The 17137-nt window shown below is 72.3% G+C and carries 19 protein-coding genes and 2 pseudogenes; 16 read left to right on the top strand and 5 right to left on the bottom strand.

The features are described 5' to 3' along the window. Nucleotides 1-5: 5 nt before the first annotated feature. From ABZS69_RS55615 to ABZS69_RS55645, 7 genes are read left to right on the top strand one after another with little or no spacing between them, the layout of a single operon-like run. Nucleotides 6-1463, top strand: a complete 1458-nt coding sequence (locus ABZS69_RS55615) for a MinD/ParA family protein (protein WP_355389519.1) — start codon at nt 6-8, stop codon at nt 1461-1463. After that, nucleotides 1460-2347, top strand: coding sequence for an ATP-binding cassette domain-containing protein (locus ABZS69_RS55620; RefSeq protein WP_355389521.1), 888 nt, complete (start codon nt 1460-1462; stop codon nt 2345-2347). Before ABZS69_RS55615 ends, ABZS69_RS55620 begins: the two co-directional genes overlap by 4 nt. Before the next feature lie 2 nt (nt 2348-2349). Further along, nucleotides 2350-3123: an ABC transporter permease gene (locus tag ABZS69_RS55625; RefSeq protein ID WP_355389523.1), complete on the top strand. Its 774-nt coding sequence runs from the start codon at nt 2350-2352 to the stop codon at nt 3121-3123. Next, complete coding sequence (locus ABZS69_RS55630; protein ID WP_355389525.1) at nt 3120-3626, top strand: hypothetical protein; 507 nt, start codon at nt 3120-3122, stop codon at nt 3624-3626. Before ABZS69_RS55625 ends, ABZS69_RS55630 begins: the two co-directional genes overlap by 4 nt. Further along, the gene (locus ABZS69_RS55635) at nt 3626-4723 is read left to right on the top strand and encodes a peptidoglycan-binding protein (RefSeq protein WP_355389527.1); all 1098 of its coding nucleotides are present in this window, start codon (nt 3626-3628) and stop codon (nt 4721-4723) included. The genes ABZS69_RS55630 and ABZS69_RS55635 overlap by 1 nt, the downstream gene beginning before the upstream one ends. Next, complete coding sequence (locus ABZS69_RS55640; RefSeq protein WP_355389529.1) at nt 4720-5385, top strand: ABC transporter ATP-binding protein; 666 nt, start codon at nt 4720-4722, stop codon at nt 5383-5385. Before ABZS69_RS55635 ends, ABZS69_RS55640 begins: the two co-directional genes overlap by 4 nt. Before the next feature lie 19 nt (nt 5386-5404). Further along, nucleotides 5405-6595, top strand: coding sequence for an ABC transporter permease (locus ABZS69_RS55645; RefSeq protein ID WP_355389531.1), 1191 nt, complete (start codon nt 5405-5407; stop codon nt 6593-6595). 11 nt (nt 6596-6606) lie between these two features. On the opposite strand, the gene ABZS69_RS55650 is transcribed toward ABZS69_RS55645, so the two are convergent. The 3 genes from ABZS69_RS55650 to ABZS69_RS55660 all read right to left on the bottom strand — a co-directional run bounded on the left by ABZS69_RS55650 (nt 6607) and on the right by ABZS69_RS55660 (nt 9199). Then, complete coding sequence (locus ABZS69_RS55650) at nt 6607-7449, bottom strand: DivIVA domain-containing protein (protein ID WP_355389533.1); 843 nt, start codon at nt 7447-7449, stop codon at nt 6607-6609. Further along, nucleotides 7446-8579, bottom strand: a complete 1134-nt coding sequence (locus tag ABZS69_RS55655) for a globin domain-containing protein (RefSeq protein WP_355389535.1) — start codon at nt 8577-8579, stop codon at nt 7446-7448. Before ABZS69_RS55655 ends, ABZS69_RS55650 begins: the two co-directional genes overlap by 4 nt. A gap of 248 nt (nt 8580-8827) precedes the next feature. Beyond that, nucleotides 8828-9199 carry a hypothetical protein gene (locus tag ABZS69_RS55660; protein WP_355389537.1) on the bottom strand — a complete coding sequence of 124 codons (372 nt, stop codon included), beginning with the start codon at nt 9197-9199 and terminating at the stop codon, nt 8828-8830. Between ABZS69_RS55660 and ABZS69_RS55665 the strand changes: the two are divergent. Beyond that, a pseudogene (locus tag ABZS69_RS55665) lies at nt 9198-9335 on the top strand (hypothetical protein); the annotation flags it as partial. The gene ABZS69_RS55660 and the pseudogene ABZS69_RS55665 overlap by 2 nt on opposite strands. Nucleotides 9336-9515: 180 nt before the next feature. On the opposite strand, the pseudogene ABZS69_RS55670 reads toward ABZS69_RS55665, so the two are convergent. Continuing rightward, nucleotides 9516-9686: pseudogene (locus tag ABZS69_RS55670) on the bottom strand (RNA-guided endonuclease TnpB family protein); the annotation flags it as partial. Nucleotides 9687-9696: 10 nt separating this feature from the next. Between ABZS69_RS55670 and ABZS69_RS55675 the strand changes: the two are divergent. The 5 genes from ABZS69_RS55675 (at nt 9697) to ABZS69_RS55695 (ending at nt 13974) form a co-directional block, all read left to right on the top strand. Beyond that, complete coding sequence (locus tag ABZS69_RS55675) at nt 9697-10599, top strand: transposase (protein WP_355389539.1); 903 nt, start codon at nt 9697-9699, stop codon at nt 10597-10599. Between the two features lie 56 nt (nt 10600-10655). Further along, nucleotides 10656-11543 (top strand): hypothetical protein, encoded by an 888-nt coding sequence (locus ABZS69_RS55680; RefSeq protein WP_355389541.1) that lies wholly within the window; start codon nt 10656-10658, stop codon nt 11541-11543. A 65-nt stretch (nt 11544-11608) separates the two neighbouring features. Then, on the top strand, nt 11609-12133 hold the full coding sequence (locus ABZS69_RS55685; RefSeq protein ID WP_355389543.1) for an EXLDI protein: 525 nt from the start codon (nt 11609-11611) through the stop codon (nt 12131-12133). Nucleotides 12134-12223: 90 nt separating this feature from the next. Next, nucleotides 12224-13180 carry an ATP-binding cassette domain-containing protein gene (locus ABZS69_RS55690; protein WP_355389545.1) on the top strand — a complete coding sequence of 319 codons (957 nt, stop codon included), beginning with the start codon at nt 12224-12226 and terminating at the stop codon, nt 13178-13180. Next, nucleotides 13177-13974 (top strand): ABC transporter permease, encoded by a 798-nt coding sequence (locus ABZS69_RS55695; RefSeq protein ID WP_355389547.1) that lies wholly within the window; start codon nt 13177-13179, stop codon nt 13972-13974. Before ABZS69_RS55690 ends, ABZS69_RS55695 begins: the two co-directional genes overlap by 4 nt. Before the next feature lie 44 nt (nt 13975-14018). On the opposite strand, the gene ABZS69_RS55700 is transcribed toward ABZS69_RS55695, so the two are convergent. After that, nucleotides 14019-14582, bottom strand: a complete 564-nt coding sequence (locus tag ABZS69_RS55700; RefSeq protein WP_355389549.1) for a helix-turn-helix domain-containing protein — start codon at nt 14580-14582, stop codon at nt 14019-14021. Between the two features lie 75 nt (nt 14583-14657). On the opposite strand from ABZS69_RS55700, the gene ABZS69_RS55705 reads away from it, so the two are divergent. From ABZS69_RS55705 to ABZS69_RS55715, 3 genes are all read left to right on the top strand, one after another. Beyond that, nucleotides 14658-15407: a glucose 1-dehydrogenase gene (locus ABZS69_RS55705; RefSeq protein ID WP_355389551.1), complete on the top strand. Its 750-nt coding sequence runs from the start codon at nt 14658-14660 to the stop codon at nt 15405-15407. A 240-nt stretch (nt 15408-15647) separates the two neighbouring features. Continuing rightward, entirely contained in the window at nt 15648-15848 is a 201-nt protein-coding gene (locus ABZS69_RS55710; protein WP_355389553.1) for a ferredoxin, read from the top strand. Continuing rightward, on the top strand, nt 15845-16999 hold the full coding sequence (locus ABZS69_RS55715) for an FAD-dependent oxidoreductase (protein WP_355389555.1): 1155 nt from the start codon (nt 15845-15847) through the stop codon (nt 16997-16999). Before ABZS69_RS55710 ends, ABZS69_RS55715 begins: the two co-directional genes overlap by 4 nt. The last annotated feature ends 138 nt before the right edge of the window (nt 17000-17137 follow it).

Consider the following 17137-nt stretch of genomic DNA (forward strand, 5'->3'; position numbering starts at 1 on the left):
GGATCATGCACGGCGAGCGCGATGAACGGCCTCTGCTCAACACCGACGACGAGGTCACGATGGAAGTGAACGGGGAAGATCCGGACCGCACGCGTACGATGCGCTTCCCGCCGCCGAAGCTCCGCAAAGACGTGGACCAGCCGCCTCCCCCCGCGCCGGAGCCGCCCCTGTGGTGGCAGGCCGACTCGAAGGACGATCCCGCGCCACGGCTCGGCCATTTCGGCACGACCGCCCCTCCGGGGGAGCCCAGGAAAGGCCCTCCGGCGGTCGGACCGCCGCCCGGCCCCATCGAGCTCGGCGCCCTGAACGCGTTCCAGCCGCCGAACCCGCCGGCCTGGGACCCGCCCGCGGCGGGCACCCCCGACGTGCCGGTCTTCCCGCAGCCCGGCCCCGCGGCCTTCCCCCCTCCCCAAGCGACCGGCCCCTCCGCCCTCGCCACACCCGGGCAGGCCGATCCCCATGGCTTCGCCGTGGCCGAGGAGGCGGACCCCGCCGGCTTCTCCCCCACCGAGCCCTCGGCGGCCGGCACGTCCTCGGAGAGCCTGCGCCCGGACCGGCTGCTGCGCACCCGCCGCCGCCCGCCCGCCGGCGGCTGGCGCAAGGCCGTCTTCACGCTCAGCGGCGGCCTGATCCGCCCCAAGGACTCCAAGGCGGAACGCCACCGCCAGGAGCTGATCGAGCGCATCAGGCAGCCGGTCTCCTCCGGCCACTTCAGGGTCGCGGTGATGAGCCTCAAGGGCGGCGTGGGCAAGACCACCACGACCATCGGCCTGGGCTCCACGCTGGCCCACCACCGGGGGGACCGGGTCATCGCGGTCGACGCCAACCCCGACCGGGGCACGCTGTCGGAGAAGCTGCGGATGGAGTCGCCGGCCACCGTACGGGACCTGCTCAACGACCGCGCCGGCATCTGGCGCTACGCGGACGTGCGTTCCTACACCTCGCAGGCGCCCTCGCGGCTGGAGGTGCTGGCCTCCGACCGGGACCCGGCCATCTCCGAGGCGTTCAACGCCGACGACTACCGCGCGGTCGCGCAGATCCTGGAGCAGTTCTACTCGATCGCCATCACCGACTGCGGCACCGGCATGCTCCACTCGGCGATGAGCGCGATCCTGGACATGTCCGACCAGATCGTCCTGGTCAGCCCCGTCACCGTGGACGGCGCCAGGTCGGCCTCGGCCACCCTCGACTGGCTGCAGGCCCACGGTCACCAGGACCTGGCGGGCAGCGCCGTGGTGGTGCTGTCGGCGGTGAAGAACCCGCGCAGGAACGCCGTCAACGTGGCCGAGCTGCAGGAGCACTTCACCAAGCGCTGCCGGGCGGTGATCGGCGTGCCGTTCGACCCGCACCTGGAGCAGGGCTCCGAGGTCGACCTCGACCTGCTGCGCACCGCCACCCGCGACACCTACCTGGAGGTGGGCGCCTCGATCGCCGATCGCTTCGGCCTCGGAGCGCCGCTATGACACCCCTGCTCAGCGTCACCGAACTGTCGAGGTCGCCCGCCCTGGAGGAGGTGTCGTTCACCGTCGAGCGCGGCGAGGTCGTCTGCGTCGTCGGCCCGCCGGACAGCGGCGCAGGCACGCTGCTCGACTGCCTGGTCGGCGCGGAGGAGCCGGACGCGGGCCACATCGAGATGCTCGGCGTGACGGTCGGCCACGGCGACCGCAGACCTCCCGGGATGGCCGCCGCGCTGCGCGGCGAGAGCCTCCCGGCCCGGATGAAGGTCGCCGAGGCCGTACGGCTGCTCTCGCGCCTGCACGGCACGCGCGGCCTGCCGGGACGCCTCGTGGACCTGCTCGACCTGGAGCCGCTGCTGCCCATGCGCTTCGGTCGCCTCACCGACGGCCAGCGCCGGCGCGCCATGATCGGCCTGGCCCTGGTGGGCAACCCCGAGCTGGTCCTGCTCGACGCGCCGACCGCCGGGCTCAGGGAGGGCAGCGGGCACCGCGTCGAGCGGGCCGTCGACGAGTTGCGCGCCGGGTACGGCGGGGTCTGCGTCGTGCTCGACGACCTGGCCCAGGCCGAGCGGCTGGCCGACCGGGTGGTCCTGCTGCGCGCGGGCCGAGTGCTGGCCGAGGGCACGCCGGCCAGGCTGGTCCAGCTGCTCGGCTCGACGTTCGTCATGGGCGTGCCCCCGCACCTGCGCGTGGACGGGCTCCGCGACGTGCGCGTGCTGCCCTGCGCCGCAGCCACCTACCTGTACGGCTCGCGGCCCGCGCTGGAAGCGGCGATCCAGGAGCTGTCGCCGATGAGCGGCGACCGGGTGTGGTCGATCCGCCCGCCCACGCTCCGGGACGCCTACCTCACGTTGTCGGCCGTCCCCGAGCCGGCCGCTTTGGAGGCGTGAGGATGGCCGCTACCGTGTGGACCCTGGTACGCGCCCAGGTGGCGCTGCTGCTCCGGACGCCGGTGGTGCTGCTGGGCGTGCTGGCCCTGCCGTTCGCGGTGCTGCTCGCGCTGATGCTGGTCATCGGCTTCTCCTTCCCGACGATCGAGTTCGGCGCCATGCCGGGGGTCCGGGTCATCGACCGGCTGCTGCCCGAGATGGCGGGGACCGTCGCCGCCGCGGCCGGGATCCTGGTGCTCACCCTGCACCTGTCGGAGGTGCGGGCCACGGGGCTGCTCAGGCGGCTGCGGCGCAGCCCCATGCGGGACGGGTCGTACCTCGCGGCCCAGGCGATCGTGGCCGGCGCGCTGGTGGCGGCGTCCACCGTGCTGTTCATGGCCGTCACGTTCGTCGTCTACGGCCCGCCCCGCTCCGGGCACCCGCTCAACCTGGCGGCGGCGCTGCTGGCCGTGACCTACTGCTCGGTCAGCGCCGGGCTGCTGCTCGGGGGCCTGCGCATGCCGCCCGCCGGCGCCAGGATCGCCGCGCCGCTCTGCTTCGCGCTGCTGTTCCTCGGCAGCGGGCTGGGCGTGCCGCGCGAGGGCTGGGAGGGTGTCGCGCCGTGGTTCTACCAGGTCACCACGGTCAACCCGCTGGCCCAGCTCAACGACTTCGTCTTCGACGCGTACCTGGGGCGGCTGTCGGACACCTGGCCGGCCGTGGCCGGGCTGCTCGTGACCGCCGTCGTCGTGAACGTCGTGACCAGGCGCGTCTTCGACTGGGAGGGCGTGTCATGAGGGCGGCCCTGACGGCGCTGGCCGCGTTCGCGCTACTGGCCGCCGGGTGCGCCCAGCGGGACGAGCAGAACCCCATCGCGATCGCCATCGCCGGCACCCCGCCGGCCGCCGGGGCCCGGCAGGTGGCGCCCAAGGCGGCGCCTACGTCGAGCGTCGACCCCGACGACGTGCTGCTCAAGGTCGCCCAGTGCCTGCGCCAGAACGGCATCGACGTGCCCGACCCCGGCTCCCCCGAGGACAAGACGTGGAAGTACACCGGGGACCAGGCGACGCTGCAGAAGGCGCTGAAGGCGTGCGAGAAGTACACCTCGCAGATCCCCAACCCCTTCAACGACCCGAAGGCCCGCGACCAGATCATCCAGTACGCCCGGTGCATGCGGGAGCAGGGCATCGACATGCCCGACCCGCCGCAGGTCAACCCCAAGCTCGACCCCAACGACCCGAAGCTGCAGAAGGCGGCGGAGTCCTGCGCCAAGCTGCTGCCCGGACAGGGGGGAGCCTGATGAACGGCCGGCTCAAGGGGGTCGTCGCGGCCCTGGGCACGGCGGCCGTGGGCAGCGCGGTCACCGCGGGCGGCGTGTTCGCCTCGGCGGCGCTCTTCGACGCGGGCCCGCAGGCCAGGCCCGACCCCACGCCGAGCGCGCGCCCGGTGGCCGCCGCCACCAAGGAGATCACCCGCGGCGACCTGGTGGACAAGGAGAGCGTGGACGGCAAGCTCACGTACGCCGGCAGCCGTACCGTCAAGGCCACCTCGGCCGGGACGATCACCAGCCTGCCCGACGAGGGCCAGGTCATCCGGCGCGGCAAGAGCCTCTACGGCGTGGACCGCCGCCCCCGCGTCCTCATGTACGGCGAGCTCCCCGCGTACCGGACCCTGAAGGACGGCGTCAAGAAGGGCCCGGACGTCAAGCAGCTCGAACGCAACCTGCGCGACCTCGGGTTCGGCCGCGGCGTGACGGTCGACAACCGCTTCACCGACGCGACGGCCCGCGCCGTGCGGCGCTGGCAGAAGAAGAACGGCATGGAGCGGACCGGGAAGGTGACCCCGGCGGACGTCCTCTTCCTGCCCGATCCGGTCCGGGTCAGCAAGATCGACGTGGAGGTGGGCGACCAGATCGGGTCCCTGCGGCCGGTCCTGGACATCACCGACACCGACCGGCTGGTCCGCATCGACCTGGACGCCGACAAGCAGGACATCGCCAAGAAGGGCAAGAAGGTCACCGTCAAACTCGCCGACGGCAAGAGCGTCACCGGCCGGATCACCCGGGTGGCGAAGGTGGCCAAGGCGGCCAAGCGCTCCGGCAACCAGGAGAGCGGCGCCACCGTCGAGGTGGAGATCAAGGTCGCCGCCAAGGCGCTCGGGTCGCTGGACGAGGCGCCGGTGACCGTCGAGCTGGCCAGGCAGCGGGCCGAGAACGTGCTCACCGTGCCCGTGGAGGCCCTGCTGGCGCTGCCCGAGGGCGGCTACGGCATCGAGATCGTGGATCAGGGGCAGGCGCGGCGGGTGCCGGTGCGGACGGGGGCGTTCGGCAACGGCAGGGTCGAGGTGAGCGGCCCGGGGCTGGCCGAGGGCATGAAGGTCACGGTGTCGGGCCGATGAACGTCCTGGAGATCCGCGGGGTCAGCAAGAGCTACGGCCGGGTGCACGCCCTGCGCAACGTGGACCTGACCGTCCGCAAGGGCGAGATGGTCTCCATCGTCGGCCCGTCCGGCTCGGGCAAGTCCACGTTGCTGCAGATCGCGGGCACCCTCGACCGGCCGACCTCGGGCACCGTACGGGTGGCCGGCTACGACGTGAGCACGCTGTCCGACAGCCAGCTCTCGGCGCTGCGCGCCCGCTACATCGGCTTCGTCTTCCAGCAGTTCCATCTCTCCCCCGGCCTGTCCGCGCTGGACAACGTGGCCGACGGCCTGCTCTACACCGGCCTGGCCCGGCGGCAGCGGCGCGAGCGCGCCGAGGCGGCGCTCGACCTGGTCGGGCTGAGCCACCGCCTGGGGCACCGGCCGAACCAGCTGTCCGGCGGCCAGATGCAGCGGGTGGCGGTCGCCCGCGCGGTGGCCGGGCGGCCGCCGCTGCTGCTCGCCGACGAGCCGACCGGGAACCTGGACTCCGAGGCGGGCGCGGAGGTGCTGTCGCTGTTCCGGACGCTGAACGCGCGGGGCATCACCATCGCGATCATCACGCACGACCCCGAGGTGGCCATGGCCTGCCCGCGCCGCATCCGCGTCCGCGACGGCCTGGTCAGATCCGAGATCTCGTGAGCACGGGTTTGGGGGCTCTGTGAGCACGGCGTTGCGCCCGGCGCGGCTGCGGCCGACGGACCTGGCCAGGCTCGGCACCTCGGGCCTGCGGTCGAGACCGGCCCGGGCCGTCCTGGCCGCGCTCGGCATCGCGATCGGCATCGCCACCATGGTCACGGTCGTCGGCATCTCCGCCTCCAGCCAGGCGAAGCTCCTGCGCCAGCTCGACGAGCTCGGCACCAACCTGCTCAGGGTCTCCCCCGGCGACAGCCTCTTCGGCGACAAGGTCAAGCTCCCCAAGAACGCGGCCGACATGGTCAAGCGCATCGACGGCGTCACCGGCGCCGCCCAGACCGCCGAGACCGGCACCACCGTGCGCCGCAACGACCTCATCCCCAGCGGCATCTCCCTGGGCATCACCGTCCAGGCCACCAGCCTCGACCTGCTCACCACCCTGGACGGCCGGGTCCGCCAGGGCACCTGGCTCAACGCCGCCACCGAACGCCAGCCGGTGGTGGTCCTGGGCGCGGTGGCCGCCGAACGTCTCGGCCTGCTCACCCCGAACGCCCAGGTCTGGATCGGCGACAGGTGGTTCACCGTCATCGGCGTGCTGGACCGGATGCCGCTGGCCGAGGAGGTCGAGCGGTCCGCGCTCGTCGGCTTCCCCGCGGCCAAGGAGTACCTCGACCACGACGGCCACCCCACCACCGTCTACGAGCGTTCGGCCGACGAGGCGGTGGAGGGCGTACGGGCGATGCTGGCCCGCACGGTCAGCCCGGAGAGCCCGAACGAGGCCAAGGTGAGCCGGCCGTCGGACGCGTTGAAGGCCAAGGCCGCCGCGGCGGGCGCGTTCACCGGGCTCATGCTCGGGCTGGGGGCGGTCGCCCTGTTCGTCGGCGGGGTGGGGGTGGCCAACACGATGGTGGTCGCCGTGCTGGAGCGGCGTAAGGAGATCGGCCTGCGCAGGTCGTTCGGCGCCACGAGGGGGCAGGTGCGCAACCAGTTCCTGGTGGAGGCGCTGCTGCTGTCGGCCTTCGGCGGGGGCGCGGGGGTGCTGCTCGGCGCGCTGGCCACGTTCGTCTACGCCCAGCTCAACGGCCTGCCGACGGTCGTCCCGATGTGGGCGCTGAGCGGCGGCCTGGCCGTCACGGTGCTGATCGGCGCCCTGGCCGGCATCTACCCCGCGCTGCGCGCGGCCCGCGTGCCCCCGACGGTGGCCCTGAGCGCCTGACCCGAGTGGGCTCAATCAGGCGACCGCCCGGTGTCCGGCGGACCGCCGATCTCCTCGGCCGTCTCCCACTCGTCCAGATTCATCAGCAGCAGCTCGAAGTAGTCGCGCAGCTTGCCGCGATACTGCTGGCTGGCGGCCCGCAGCCGGGCGGCCTCCCGCTCCCAGTTCTCCTCCTCCGGAGTCGCCTGCTCCGACCCGGCCTTGCTCAGGATCTCGCCCCTGCGATAGCGGGCGTCCTCGATGAGCTCCCTGGCGTACCGCTGGGCGTCCTGGATGTACTGGTCAGCGGTCTGCTGGGCCTGTGACAGCAGGCTCGCCGCGTAGACGTGCGCCTCCTGCATACGGCTGGCCACCGACTGCGACTCCACGTGCCCAGCCTGCTCCACCCGCGACAACCCGGTCTCCCGCCGCGCGGGCGTCGTGGTGTCGGCCTCGGCACGCGGCGCGGGCGCCGGTTGTTGCTGCTGGGCGGGTACGGCGATGGCGGAGGAGTCGGAGACGTACTCGCGCAGCAGGGCGACCTCGGCCAGGAGCGCCTTCTTCTCCTGCGTGAGCAGGGTCAACTCCTCCTCGACCCGATCGAGGAGGTTGTTGACCTGGTGTTCGTCGAGCCCGCGGCGGCCCAGCGGGGCGCGGCGGAAGACGACGGCACGCAGTTGCGGGGGCGTGAGCCGCTCGGGCGAGCGGCCGCTCGACGAGGCCGCCGCCTGCGGCTCGTCCCACTGCGGCTCCTCCCAGGAGGCGTCGCTCTCGCCGCCGGGCTCGGACCAGCGGGCCACCGCGCCGCCCTCGTCACCGTCGTCGTCCGGCCCGCTGGAGTACGCGGCGTGGAACTGCTCAACCGGGTCATTCATACGGCGAACCTCTGTGACGGAACGGCCTCACTCGCGAACCTCTCCAGGCGAATGCGGTTGTCGCTGAACCCATTTCCGCGCAGGACCTCGACCGTGCCGTCGACCATGGCGGGCGGTCCGCAGACATAGGCGTCGTACGCGTCCCACCGGCCGTATCCGGCGATCACCTCGCTGACCGTCCCGGAGGCGGCGAGATCCTGGTCGTGTGTTTCGGACAGAGCGGCCCTGACGCTGAGCCAGGAATATTTCGCGGCCCAGGTGCGCAGGGTTTCGAAATCGTAGAGCCCGTCGGGTTCGCGGGCGCCGACGAACACCGAGACCCACGGCGGCACCGGCAATCGGGTCACGTGCTCGAGAATCGCCTTGATGGGCGCGAACCCCGTGCCGCCGGCGACCAGCAGAATGTTCCGTCCGGTGTCGGGATTGAGCGTGAGCGTGCCGACCGGCGCGCCAAGCCTTACGGTGTCGCCTTCCTGAATGTCGCAGACCAGGGATCTGCTCACGGCCCCGTCGGCTTTCACATGGAATTCGATGGTGTTGTCCTGCCGGGGCACGTTGGCCATCGAGTAATAGCGCCAAAGATTGGGCCATTGCGGCACCTCGACCGGCGCCGACTGCCCGGGAACGTACGCGAACGGCGTGTCGACCAGCAATCGCAGCACCGCCGTGTCGACGGCCCTGCGTTCATGGCTGATCACCTCGGCGGACCAGCGTGCGGGCCGTTTGGTGGCGTCCTGCTTGGCCCCGTCGACCAGCACCCGGGAAAGCGCGCCAAGGAATTCCCGCCATTCCCGGTCGAGCCCGTCGTCCCAGGTGTTGCCGGAAAAGCGCTGCATGGTGCTGACCACGCTGGCGCTCCACTGCACGTAATGTTCGTTCGCCACGCCCAGCTTGCGGTGGCTGCGCGCGAGCTGGTGCAGATAAGGCGTGATCTCCTGCAGGCCGCCCGCGTGCTCCACCGCGAACGCCAGTGCCCGCATGAGCCGATCGCGCTGGTTTCGCATGCTGACCGGAAACATTTCCCGGTATCCCGGGACACGCAGGAACAGATCCGAGAATAAATAGAGGGGCACGCTGTCCCCATATTTGGCGACCAGCTCGAAGTTGTCTCTGAGTCGCGTGAAACTCAACAAGTCCCCCCGTGCGCAAGCATCGGGAAATACGTGCCTGACCAAGTCTAGACACGTCAAGTCAGAATGTCCATTAATCGCCGGACATAACCCCGGCCCGCCCGGCGGGGCTCCGTACCGGCGAGCGGCGCGCGCACCCTCCTGAGCTGCCACGACAACCGCCGCCCGGCCCGATCGACGCCCGCCCGCGGCAGGCAGGGCCCCGCGGGCGGGCGACGTCCGGAACCACCAGGCGCGAAATCAGCGAATTACGGGCCCGCCGGGTGTTGAACGCCACTCCCGGGCGCGGGCTTGCGGGGCAGCAGGAAGCCGGCCGCGACGGTCAGCGCCAGCAGGGCGATGCTGACCCACATGGTGACGCCAAAGGCCGTGCCGTAGCCGTGGGCCGGCTCGCCGGCGTGCGTGGCCAGCAGCGGGAAGAAGATCGTGCCGATGACGGCGACGCCGGTCGAGGCGGCCACCTGGGCGACGGTGTTGACCAGGCCGGAGCCCGACCCGGCGTGCCGGGCCGGGATGTTCTCCAGGGTCAGCTGGGCCAGCGGCGCGACGGCCAGGCCCATGCCCGCGCCGAACGCGGAGAGCACGTGCCTGCCGTGCCGGTATTCCGCTTCCCGGCCCATGGACCAGGCGATAGTATGTTCGAACTGCTGTGGTGTCGGAGGCCTGAGGGGAGGTGTTTCGCGCGTGCTGGCGGGCCGGAAGTACAGGTTGGAGTTCGACTTCGGTCAGCGCCTGTTCGCCGAGCGGCTGGGCGGGATCTGCCGCAGCGTGTGGAACACCGGATTGGAGCAGCGCCGCGCCTATCGGCGCCGAGGCGCGTTCATCGGCTACGCCGAGCAGTGCCGCCAGCTCGCCGAGGCCAAGACCGACCCGGACTGCGCCTGGCTGGCCGAGGCGCCCGCGCAGGTCATCCAGCAGACGCTCAAGGACCAAGGGGCGGGAAAGACGGAACTTCACCCACCCGAACTTCGGCAGGAGCACCCGCCCCCATTTGCGGTTGACCCGCTCGACGGGCTGGGCGGTGGGGAACCGAAATGACGGCCGCCACCTCACCTTGCTCTTCCAGTGCACCTTCCAGGTGCCGTGCCTGCGGCACGCGAGGTCCAGGGGCGGGAAGGTGAAGCCCGCGACCGTGACCCGCGACGGCAGGCACTGGTTCGTCAGCTTCCTGGTGGACGACGGGCTTGCCGAGGTGAGCCAACGCACTCGTCCCGGCCTGCATGCCGGGGTGGACCGGGGGGTGGTCACCGCCGCGGTCACCAGTGACGGAGAGTTCTTCGATCGCCGTCACGCCGATGAGAACGGTGTGTCATCGATGGTGCCGCCGCCGGATGCGACCGGCGACGATCCCGGCGATACGGGGTTCCTCACGGCGGGTGAGGCCAGGCGGTATGTGCGGCTGCAACGGCGGCTCGCCCGCTCGATGAAGGGGTCGAACCGGCGTAAGCAGGTGGTCCGGGCGATAGGTGATCTGATGCGGCGGGCGCGGTGGCGGCGTGCGGACTTCAATGCCCAGATTGCGCACCGGCTCACCCGCGACTACGCGATCGTCACGCTGGAGAAGTTGAACGTCAAGGCGATGACCGCGTCGGTCGCGCCGAAACCCGATCCCGGCGTGCCGGGCGCGTATCTGCCGAACGGACGTGCGGCGAAGGCCGGGCTGAACAGGTCGATTTTGGACAAGGGCTGGTACGGGCTGGAGACCGCGTTGCGGTCCAAGGCCCGCTACACCGGAACCGACATCCGAGTCGTTGATGCCGCGTACACGTCAATGACCTGCTCGAACCCGGACTGCGGGAAGGTGGACGCGAAGAGCCGCGAGAGCCAAGCGGTCTTTCGATGCACTTCCTGTGGGCATGTCGAGCACGCCGACGTGAACGCTGCCAAGAACATCAAAGCCAGAGGACAGGCGGCCGGGCTGGTCGTGTCAGGGCGTGGAGACCCCACGGGGTCGGTGAAGCGTCAAGCACCTCGTACCACAGTTCGTGGCGCGACACCCGCGCCGCGAACTGCCGCGTGAGCGGCACGGGATCCCCGGACTTCACTTCAGGCCGGGGAACAAGTCAACATACGCGCATGACCACGCACGGATTCACGCTCACCGCCGAGGGCCCGTTCGACTTCGACGCGTCGCTGCGCTTCCTCGAGGACTGGCCGGCCACCAGCGCGCTGCCCTCCGACGGGCGGGCGATGCGCTTCGCCTACTGCGCCGAATCCGACTGGCTGCCGATCGGCGTCACGGTGACGGGCGCGCCGGGCGGGGTCGCCGTGGCCACGACGCGGCCCGCCGGGCCGGGGATCCGGGGCGAGGTGGCGCGGATCCTGTCGCTCGACGTCGACGGCGCCGGCTTCGCCAAGCTCGGCGAGGCCGACCCGGTGCTCGGCGAGCTGCAGCGCCGCAGCCCCGGCCTGCGTCCGGTGTGCTTCTGGAGCCCCTGGGAGGCCGCGTGCTGGGCGGTGATCGTGCAGCGTTCGTCGATGCTCATCGCCGCGCGGATCAAGCAGCGCATCGCGGACCGGTACGGCGCGAAGGTCATCGTCGACGAGCAGGCGCACCCGGCCTTCCCCCCGCCGGTGTCGCTGCTGGAGGCCGGGGGCCTCGGGCTGCCGGCGCAGAAGGAGGAGTGGCTGCGCGGCCTGGCGCGGGCGGCGCTCGACGGCGTGCTCACCAGCGAGCACCTGCGCGCGCTCGACCCGCGGGAAGCCCTGGCCGAGCTGCGCGCGCTGCCCGGCGTGGGGCCGTTCTCCGCGGGCCTGATCCTGATCCGCGGAGCGGGCGCGCCGGACGCGTTCCCCGGTGACGAGCCGCGCCTGTTCGCGATCCTGCGCGAGGCGTACGGGCTGCCGGAGGACGTGACGCCGAGCGCGTACCGGAAGCTGGCCGAGGCCTGGCGGCCCTACCGGTCCTGGGCCTCGTTCCTCTTCAGGGCCACCTCTTACGGGGTCTTCGACGACCGGGACTGACCTTTCCGTTGCCATCCCGCTCCCGTATACGTAGACTCATACGTATATGGGATGAGGGTGAGACGATGCCGAACAAAACGATCTACGTGTCGGACGAGGATCTGCCGATCTTCCAGCGGGCGCAGGAGCTCGCCGGCGGCAAGCTGTCGGCCGCCATCAGCGCGGCGCTGCGGCGCTACGTCGAGATGGAGGAGGGCCGCCAGGAGGGCTACGAAGAGATCATCGTGCAGGTCGGCCAGGGCGCCGGGCGCAAGCAGCGCTTCTCCGGCGTGCTGCTCGGCGAGTGGGGCCGCACCAGCCGCAGCGGGCAGGTGGAGATGTTCCGGGTCTACCGGTCGCGCAAGGGCAGGTTCGTCCTGCACGTCGACCGCTCGCCCGACTGGGTGAGCGGCTCGGAGTCCGACGACTGGGTGACCACCTGGCGCGGCTATCTCGGCCTCGGCGAGACACGGTGGGGCTTCGTGCAGGGCGCGGCCACGCTGGAGGTCGTCGACACGGTCGAGGAGCTGCGCGGCAGGATCCCCGACGAGTTCTACGACCTGATCGCCGACGTGGCCGAGCGGCCCGCCGTCGAGGACCTCGACATCTAGAACCCGCCGATCAAAGCGGGCGGGCGACCGTCCGCCATCCCGTCATGCCCATAAATCATGGTTAATCCCCCAGTAAAGAGGAGAAAGCCGATGCCTCCCGCCATCCATGCCGAGGGCCTGGTCAAGAAGTACGGCGACGTCGTCGCCCTCGACGGGATGGACCTGTCCGTCCCCGAGGGCACGGTGTTCGGCCTGCTCGGCCCCAACGGCGCGGGCAAGACCACGACGGTGCGGATCCTGACCACCCTGGTGAGACCGGACGCGGGCCGCGCCACCGTCGCCGGCCTGGACGTCGTCGCGCAGGCCGACCGGCTGCGCTCGCGCATCGGCGCGTCCGGCCAGTACGCGGCGGTCGACGACCACATGACCGGCGCCGAGAACCTGGAGATGGTCGGCCGCCTCTACCACCTGGGCGCCAGGCGCAGCAGGCAGCGCGCCCGGGAGCTGCTGGAGCGCTTCGACCTGACCGGTGCGGCCGACCGCCCGGTGCGGGGCTACTCCGGCGGCATGCGGCGCCGGCTCGACCTGGCCGGCGCGCTGGTGGCCGACCCGCCCGTGCTCTTCCTCGACGAGCCCACCACCGGCCTGGACCCCCGGGCCCGCGTCAGCCTGTGGGACATCATCTCCGAGCTCGTCGCGGGCGGCACCACCGTGCTGCTGACCACCCAGTACCTGGAGGAGGCCGACCGCCTCGCCGACCGGATCGCGGTGGTCGACCACGGCCACGTGATCGCGCTCGGCACCGCCGACGAGCTGAAGGACCAGGTCGGCGGCGACCGGATCGAGCTGACTGTGGCCGGCGCCGGCGACCTGGCCGCCGCGCGGCGCGCCCTGGCGCCCTTCGGCGAGGTACGGATCGACCCCGCCGCGCTCCACGTGACGGTCCCGATCACCGGCGGCACCGCCGCGCTCACCACCGCGCTCGGCCTGCTGGCCGCCGAACGCGTCACCGTCCGCGACGCCGGGCTGCGCCGCCCGACCCTGGACGACGTCTTCCTCACCCTCACCGGCCACGAGGCCGCCGCCGAGAAGGAGCCCGCCCGATGAACGCCCTCCAGATCGCGCTCGCCGACGGCGTGACGATCACCAAGCGCAACGCGCTCAAGATCAGACGCGCCCCGGACCTGTTCGGCGGTGTGATCATCCTGCCGATCGTGTTCGTGCTGCTGTTCGCGTACGTCTTCGGGAGCATGATCGAGCTGCCGGGCATGTCGTACCGGGAGTACCTGATCCCGGGCATCTTCGTCCAGACCATCGTCACCAGCGCGCAGATCACCGGCTACACCCTCACCCAGGACCTGCAGAAGGGCATCTTCGACCGGTTCCGCACGCTGCCGATGGCGCCCTCGGCGGTGCTGGTCGGCCAGACCATCTGCGACGCGCTCATGAACGTGACCACCATCGTCGTGATGGCGCTCGTGGGGCTGGCCGTCGGCTGGCGCATCCACACCTCGCCGATGGAGGCCGTGCTGGGCTTCCTGCTGCTGCTGTTCTTCGCCTACGCCTTCTCCTGGGTGACGGCGACGGTGGCGCTGGCCCTGCGCACGCCCGAGGTGTTCAACAACATCGCCACCATCGTGTCGATGCCGCTGGTCTTCCTGTCCAACGCCTTCGTCGACAGCAGCCGCCTGCCGGGGCCGCTGCGGCCCATCGCCGAGTGGAACCCCGTCTCCACCGTCGTACAGGCCGCTCGCGAGCTGTTCGGCAACGCCGCCGCGACGCGCCCCCAGGCGTGGCCGCTCCAGCACGCGGTGACGGTGTCGCTGCTCTGGGCGGTGCTGATCCTGGTGGTGTTCGCGCCGCTCGCCACGCGCCTGTACAAGAGGGCGGTCAGCCAGTGACGCGGCGCGGGGCCCGGCCCCGCGCCTGAGCGCCCGCGGGTCGCTCAGGGCGCGATGCCCTGGCGCAGCAGCGCCCACACGCGTGCGGCGGTGTCGCGCCGGGCGGGCGCCGGGGTCTTGGCCAGGACCCCGGCGAGCATGCCGACGACCAGCACCAGGTCGTCGGCCGTGACGTCCCCGCGGACGGACCCCGCGCGCCGGGCGTCGCCGAGCACGCCCGCCAGCACCCTCGACACGCGATCGCGCAGGTCGAGGATGCGGGGGTCCGGCTCGGCCGGCGGCGTGGCGGTGACCAGGTCGATGAACGCGGTCGAGGCGATGGTCTGCTCGGTCAGCAGCGTCAGCAGGTCGTCGAGCGTGGTGCCGGGCCGGGCCGCCAGCGCCTCCAGCTCTGTGACGCCGTCCTCGAACACGGCCATCGCCAGGCTGATCCGGTCGGGGAAGTGCCGGTAGAGGCTGCCCTGCCCGACCCCGGCGACGCGGGCGACCGTGCTCAGCGGCGCGTTGTACCCGGCACTGGCGAACACCTCCCGGGCGGCCGCGACCAGCGCCGCCCGGTTTTCCGCGGCGGCGCTCGGACCTCTGTTCGGTCGACGTGACTCGGGCACAGCGGGTATCGTAGCAACCGGACACAATTGTCCGGTTGCTGCCGGCCGAGCGGCGGCTGAGGAAAGGACGGGCTCTTGAGCACATTCGACGATCGCGTCGCCCTGATCACAGGTGCGGGGTCCGGGATCGGCCGGGCGATGGCGGTGGGGTTCGCCAAGGCGGGCGCCCGGGTCGTGGTCTGCGACATCGACAAGGAGGCGGCGGAGCGCACCGCCGAGGAGATCGGCGAGGCGGCCGTGGCGGTCTCGGCCGACATCTCCGACGAGGCGTCGGTGGCCGCGCTGACCGAGGCGGCGATCGGCGCGTACGGCCGCGTCGACGTGCTGTGCAACAACGCCGGGATCATGGACACGATGGCGCTGCCCGCCGACATCTCGGTCGAGCTGTGGGAGCGGGTCCTGCGGGTGAACCTGACCGGCACGTTCCTGGTCACCCACGCGGTGCTGCCGCACATGCTGCGCCAGGGCGGCGGCGCGATCGTCAACACCGCCTCGGAGGCCGGGATCCGCGGCGGGGCGGCCGGCGCCGCCTACACCGCGTCCAAGCACGGCGTGGTCGGCCTGACCCGCAGCGTGGCCTGGGCGCACGCCAAGGACGGCATCCGCTGCAACGCCATCCTGCCCGGACCCACCATGACCAACATCGCCACGAACGCCTCCTTCGACCCCACCGGCGCCGCCCGGCTCGGCCCCGTGCTCGCCCTCGGAGAGCGGCTGGCCCAGCCGGAGCAGATGGCCGACGCCGCGCTCTTCCTCGCCTCGGACGCCGCCTCGTTCGTCAACGGGGCGATCGTCCCGGTCGACGGCGGCTGGTCGGCGGCCTGACCGCAGCCGGCTTCCAGGAGGAGATTTGAGCGACGCCCCGCGCTACCCGCCCCCTGGAGGTGCCCGCCGGGCGGCGGCTCAGCACGCCCTCGATCCAGCCGTGCCCGGGGCCGGAGCGCTGCTGCTCAACCGCCTGCCCACGCCGGAGCCGGCCGTGCCCGCCGAAGCGCCGCCAGGGGCTCGTCGGCGGCGGCCCGCGGCAGGTCCCGGTGCGCTGGTAGAACCGAAAGGAACCTTCTCATGAACGTCACCGTCGACACGGACAAATGTTGCGGGGCAGGCCAGTGCGTGCTGCTCGCGCCCGAGGTGTTCGACCAGGGCGAGGACGACGGGATCGTGGTCCTGCTGGACCCGTCGCCGGCCGAGCCCCTGCACGCCGCCGTACGCGAGGCCGCCGACGTCTGCCCGGCCGCCGCGATCACCCTGGACGGGCAGTCTTGACGGACGTCCTGATCGTGGGCGCGTCCGCCGGCGGCCTGGCCGTCGCGGAGGCGCTGCGCCGCAAGGGCCATCAGGGTGGCCTGACCGTCCTGGGCGCCGAGCCGCACCCGCCCTACGACCGTCCGCCGCTGTCCAAGCAGGTGCTGGCCGGCGCGTGGGAGAGCGAGCGGGCACACCTGCGGGCCGAGACCGAGCTGGACAAGCTGGGCGCGCGGTTCATCCTCGGCGACCCGGCCGTGCGGCTGGACCCGGCGGCGCGGGAGGTGTCCGCCGCGTCCGGGCGGACCCTGCGCGCGCAGGCCGTGGTGCTGGCCACCGGGCTGACCCCGTCCCGGCTGCCCGGCCAGGACGCGCTGGCGGGCGTACACGTGCTGCGCACCCTGGACGACGCGCTCGCGCTCCGCGCCCACCTGCTCGAAGGGCCGCGCCTCGTCGTCGTGGGCGAGGGCGTGCTGGGCGCGGAGGTCGCCGCCACCGCGCGCGGCCTCGGCCTGGACGTCACGCTCGTCGGCCTCGGCCCCGCCGTCCTGGCCGACCAGCTCGGCGACCCCGCCGCCGCGCTGCTCACCAGGCGGCACGCCGAGCACGGCGTCCGGCTGCGGCTCGGCGTCGCGGTCGACGGCCTGGCCGCCGAGGGCGGCCGGGTCACAGGGGTACGCCTGGCATCCGGCGAGCTGCTGCCCGCAGACGCGGTGGTGGTGGCGATCGGCTCCCGCCCCGCGACCGGGTGGCTCGGCGACAGCGGGCTGGCTCTGGGGGACGGCGTGGAGTGCGACTCCCGCTGCCGCGCCGCCGACGGCGTCTACGCGGTGGGCGACGTGGCCTCCTGGCAGCACGAGGGGCTCGGCCGGCGGCTGCGGCTGGAGAACCGGACCAACGCCGTCGAACAGGCCCAGGTCGTGGCCGCCAACATCCTCGGCGAGGAGGTGTCCTACGCGCCCGTCCCGTACTTCTGGACCGACCAGTACGACGTCAAGATCCAGGTTCACGGGCTGCCGTCGCCCGAGGCGGAGGTGAGCGTGGTCGAGGGCGACCCGGAGCAGAACCGCTTCGTCGCCCTCTACCGGCAGGACGGGGTGGTGACGGCGGTGCTCGGCTGGAACATGGCCAAGGCCGCCCGCCTCCGCCGCGGCCAACTGGGCACGGCATAGTACATCTGCCGCTGACGCACCTGCCCGGCACGCCCCCTGCCTGACGGGCGCTTTGCTTGGCGCGGCCCATGCCTGGTGGGCGCTTTGCTTGGCGAGCGCCCTGCCTGGCGGGTCACCTGTCCGGCGGGCGCCTCGCTC

The organism is Nonomuraea sp. NPDC005650, from assembly GCF_040605375.1.
Classification (GTDB): Bacteria; Actinomycetota; Actinomycetes; order Streptosporangiales; family Streptosporangiaceae; genus Nonomuraea.

Coding starts and splice junctions, on each gene's coding strand:
- ABZS69_RS55620 (WP_355389521.1), top strand. CDS start 1,460: ATGACACCCCTGCTCAGCGTCACCGAACTGTCGAGGTCGCCCGCCCTG.
- ABZS69_RS55615 (WP_355389519.1), top strand. CDS start 6: ATGCACGGCGAGCGCGATGAACGGCCTCTGCTCAACACCGACGACGAG.
- ABZS69_RS55695 (WP_355389547.1), top strand. CDS start 13,177: ATGAACGCCCTCCAGATCGCGCTCGCCGACGGCGTGACGATCACCAAG.
- ABZS69_RS55630 (WP_355389525.1), top strand. CDS start 3,120: ATGAGGGCGGCCCTGACGGCGCTGGCCGCGTTCGCGCTACTGGCCGCC.
- ABZS69_RS55660 (WP_355389537.1), bottom strand. CDS start 9,199: ATGGGCCGGGAAGCGGAATACCGGCACGGCAGGCACGTGCTCTCCGCG.
- ABZS69_RS55625 (WP_355389523.1), top strand. CDS start 2,350: ATGGCCGCTACCGTGTGGACCCTGGTACGCGCCCAGGTGGCGCTGCTG.
- ABZS69_RS55690 (WP_355389545.1), top strand. CDS start 12,224: ATGCCTCCCGCCATCCATGCCGAGGGCCTGGTCAAGAAGTACGGCGAC.
- ABZS69_RS55710 (WP_355389553.1), top strand. CDS start 15,648: ATGAACGTCACCGTCGACACGGACAAATGTTGCGGGGCAGGCCAGTGC.
- ABZS69_RS55680 (WP_355389541.1), top strand. CDS start 10,656: ATGACCACGCACGGATTCACGCTCACCGCCGAGGGCCCGTTCGACTTC.
- ABZS69_RS55635 (WP_355389527.1), top strand. CDS start 3,626: ATGAACGGCCGGCTCAAGGGGGTCGTCGCGGCCCTGGGCACGGCGGCC.
- ABZS69_RS55685 (WP_355389543.1), top strand. CDS start 11,609: ATGCCGAACAAAACGATCTACGTGTCGGACGAGGATCTGCCGATCTTC.
- ABZS69_RS55650 (WP_355389533.1), bottom strand. CDS start 7,449: ATGAATGACCCGGTTGAGCAGTTCCACGCCGCGTACTCCAGCGGGCCG.
- ABZS69_RS55640 (WP_355389529.1), top strand. CDS start 4,720: ATGAACGTCCTGGAGATCCGCGGGGTCAGCAAGAGCTACGGCCGGGTG.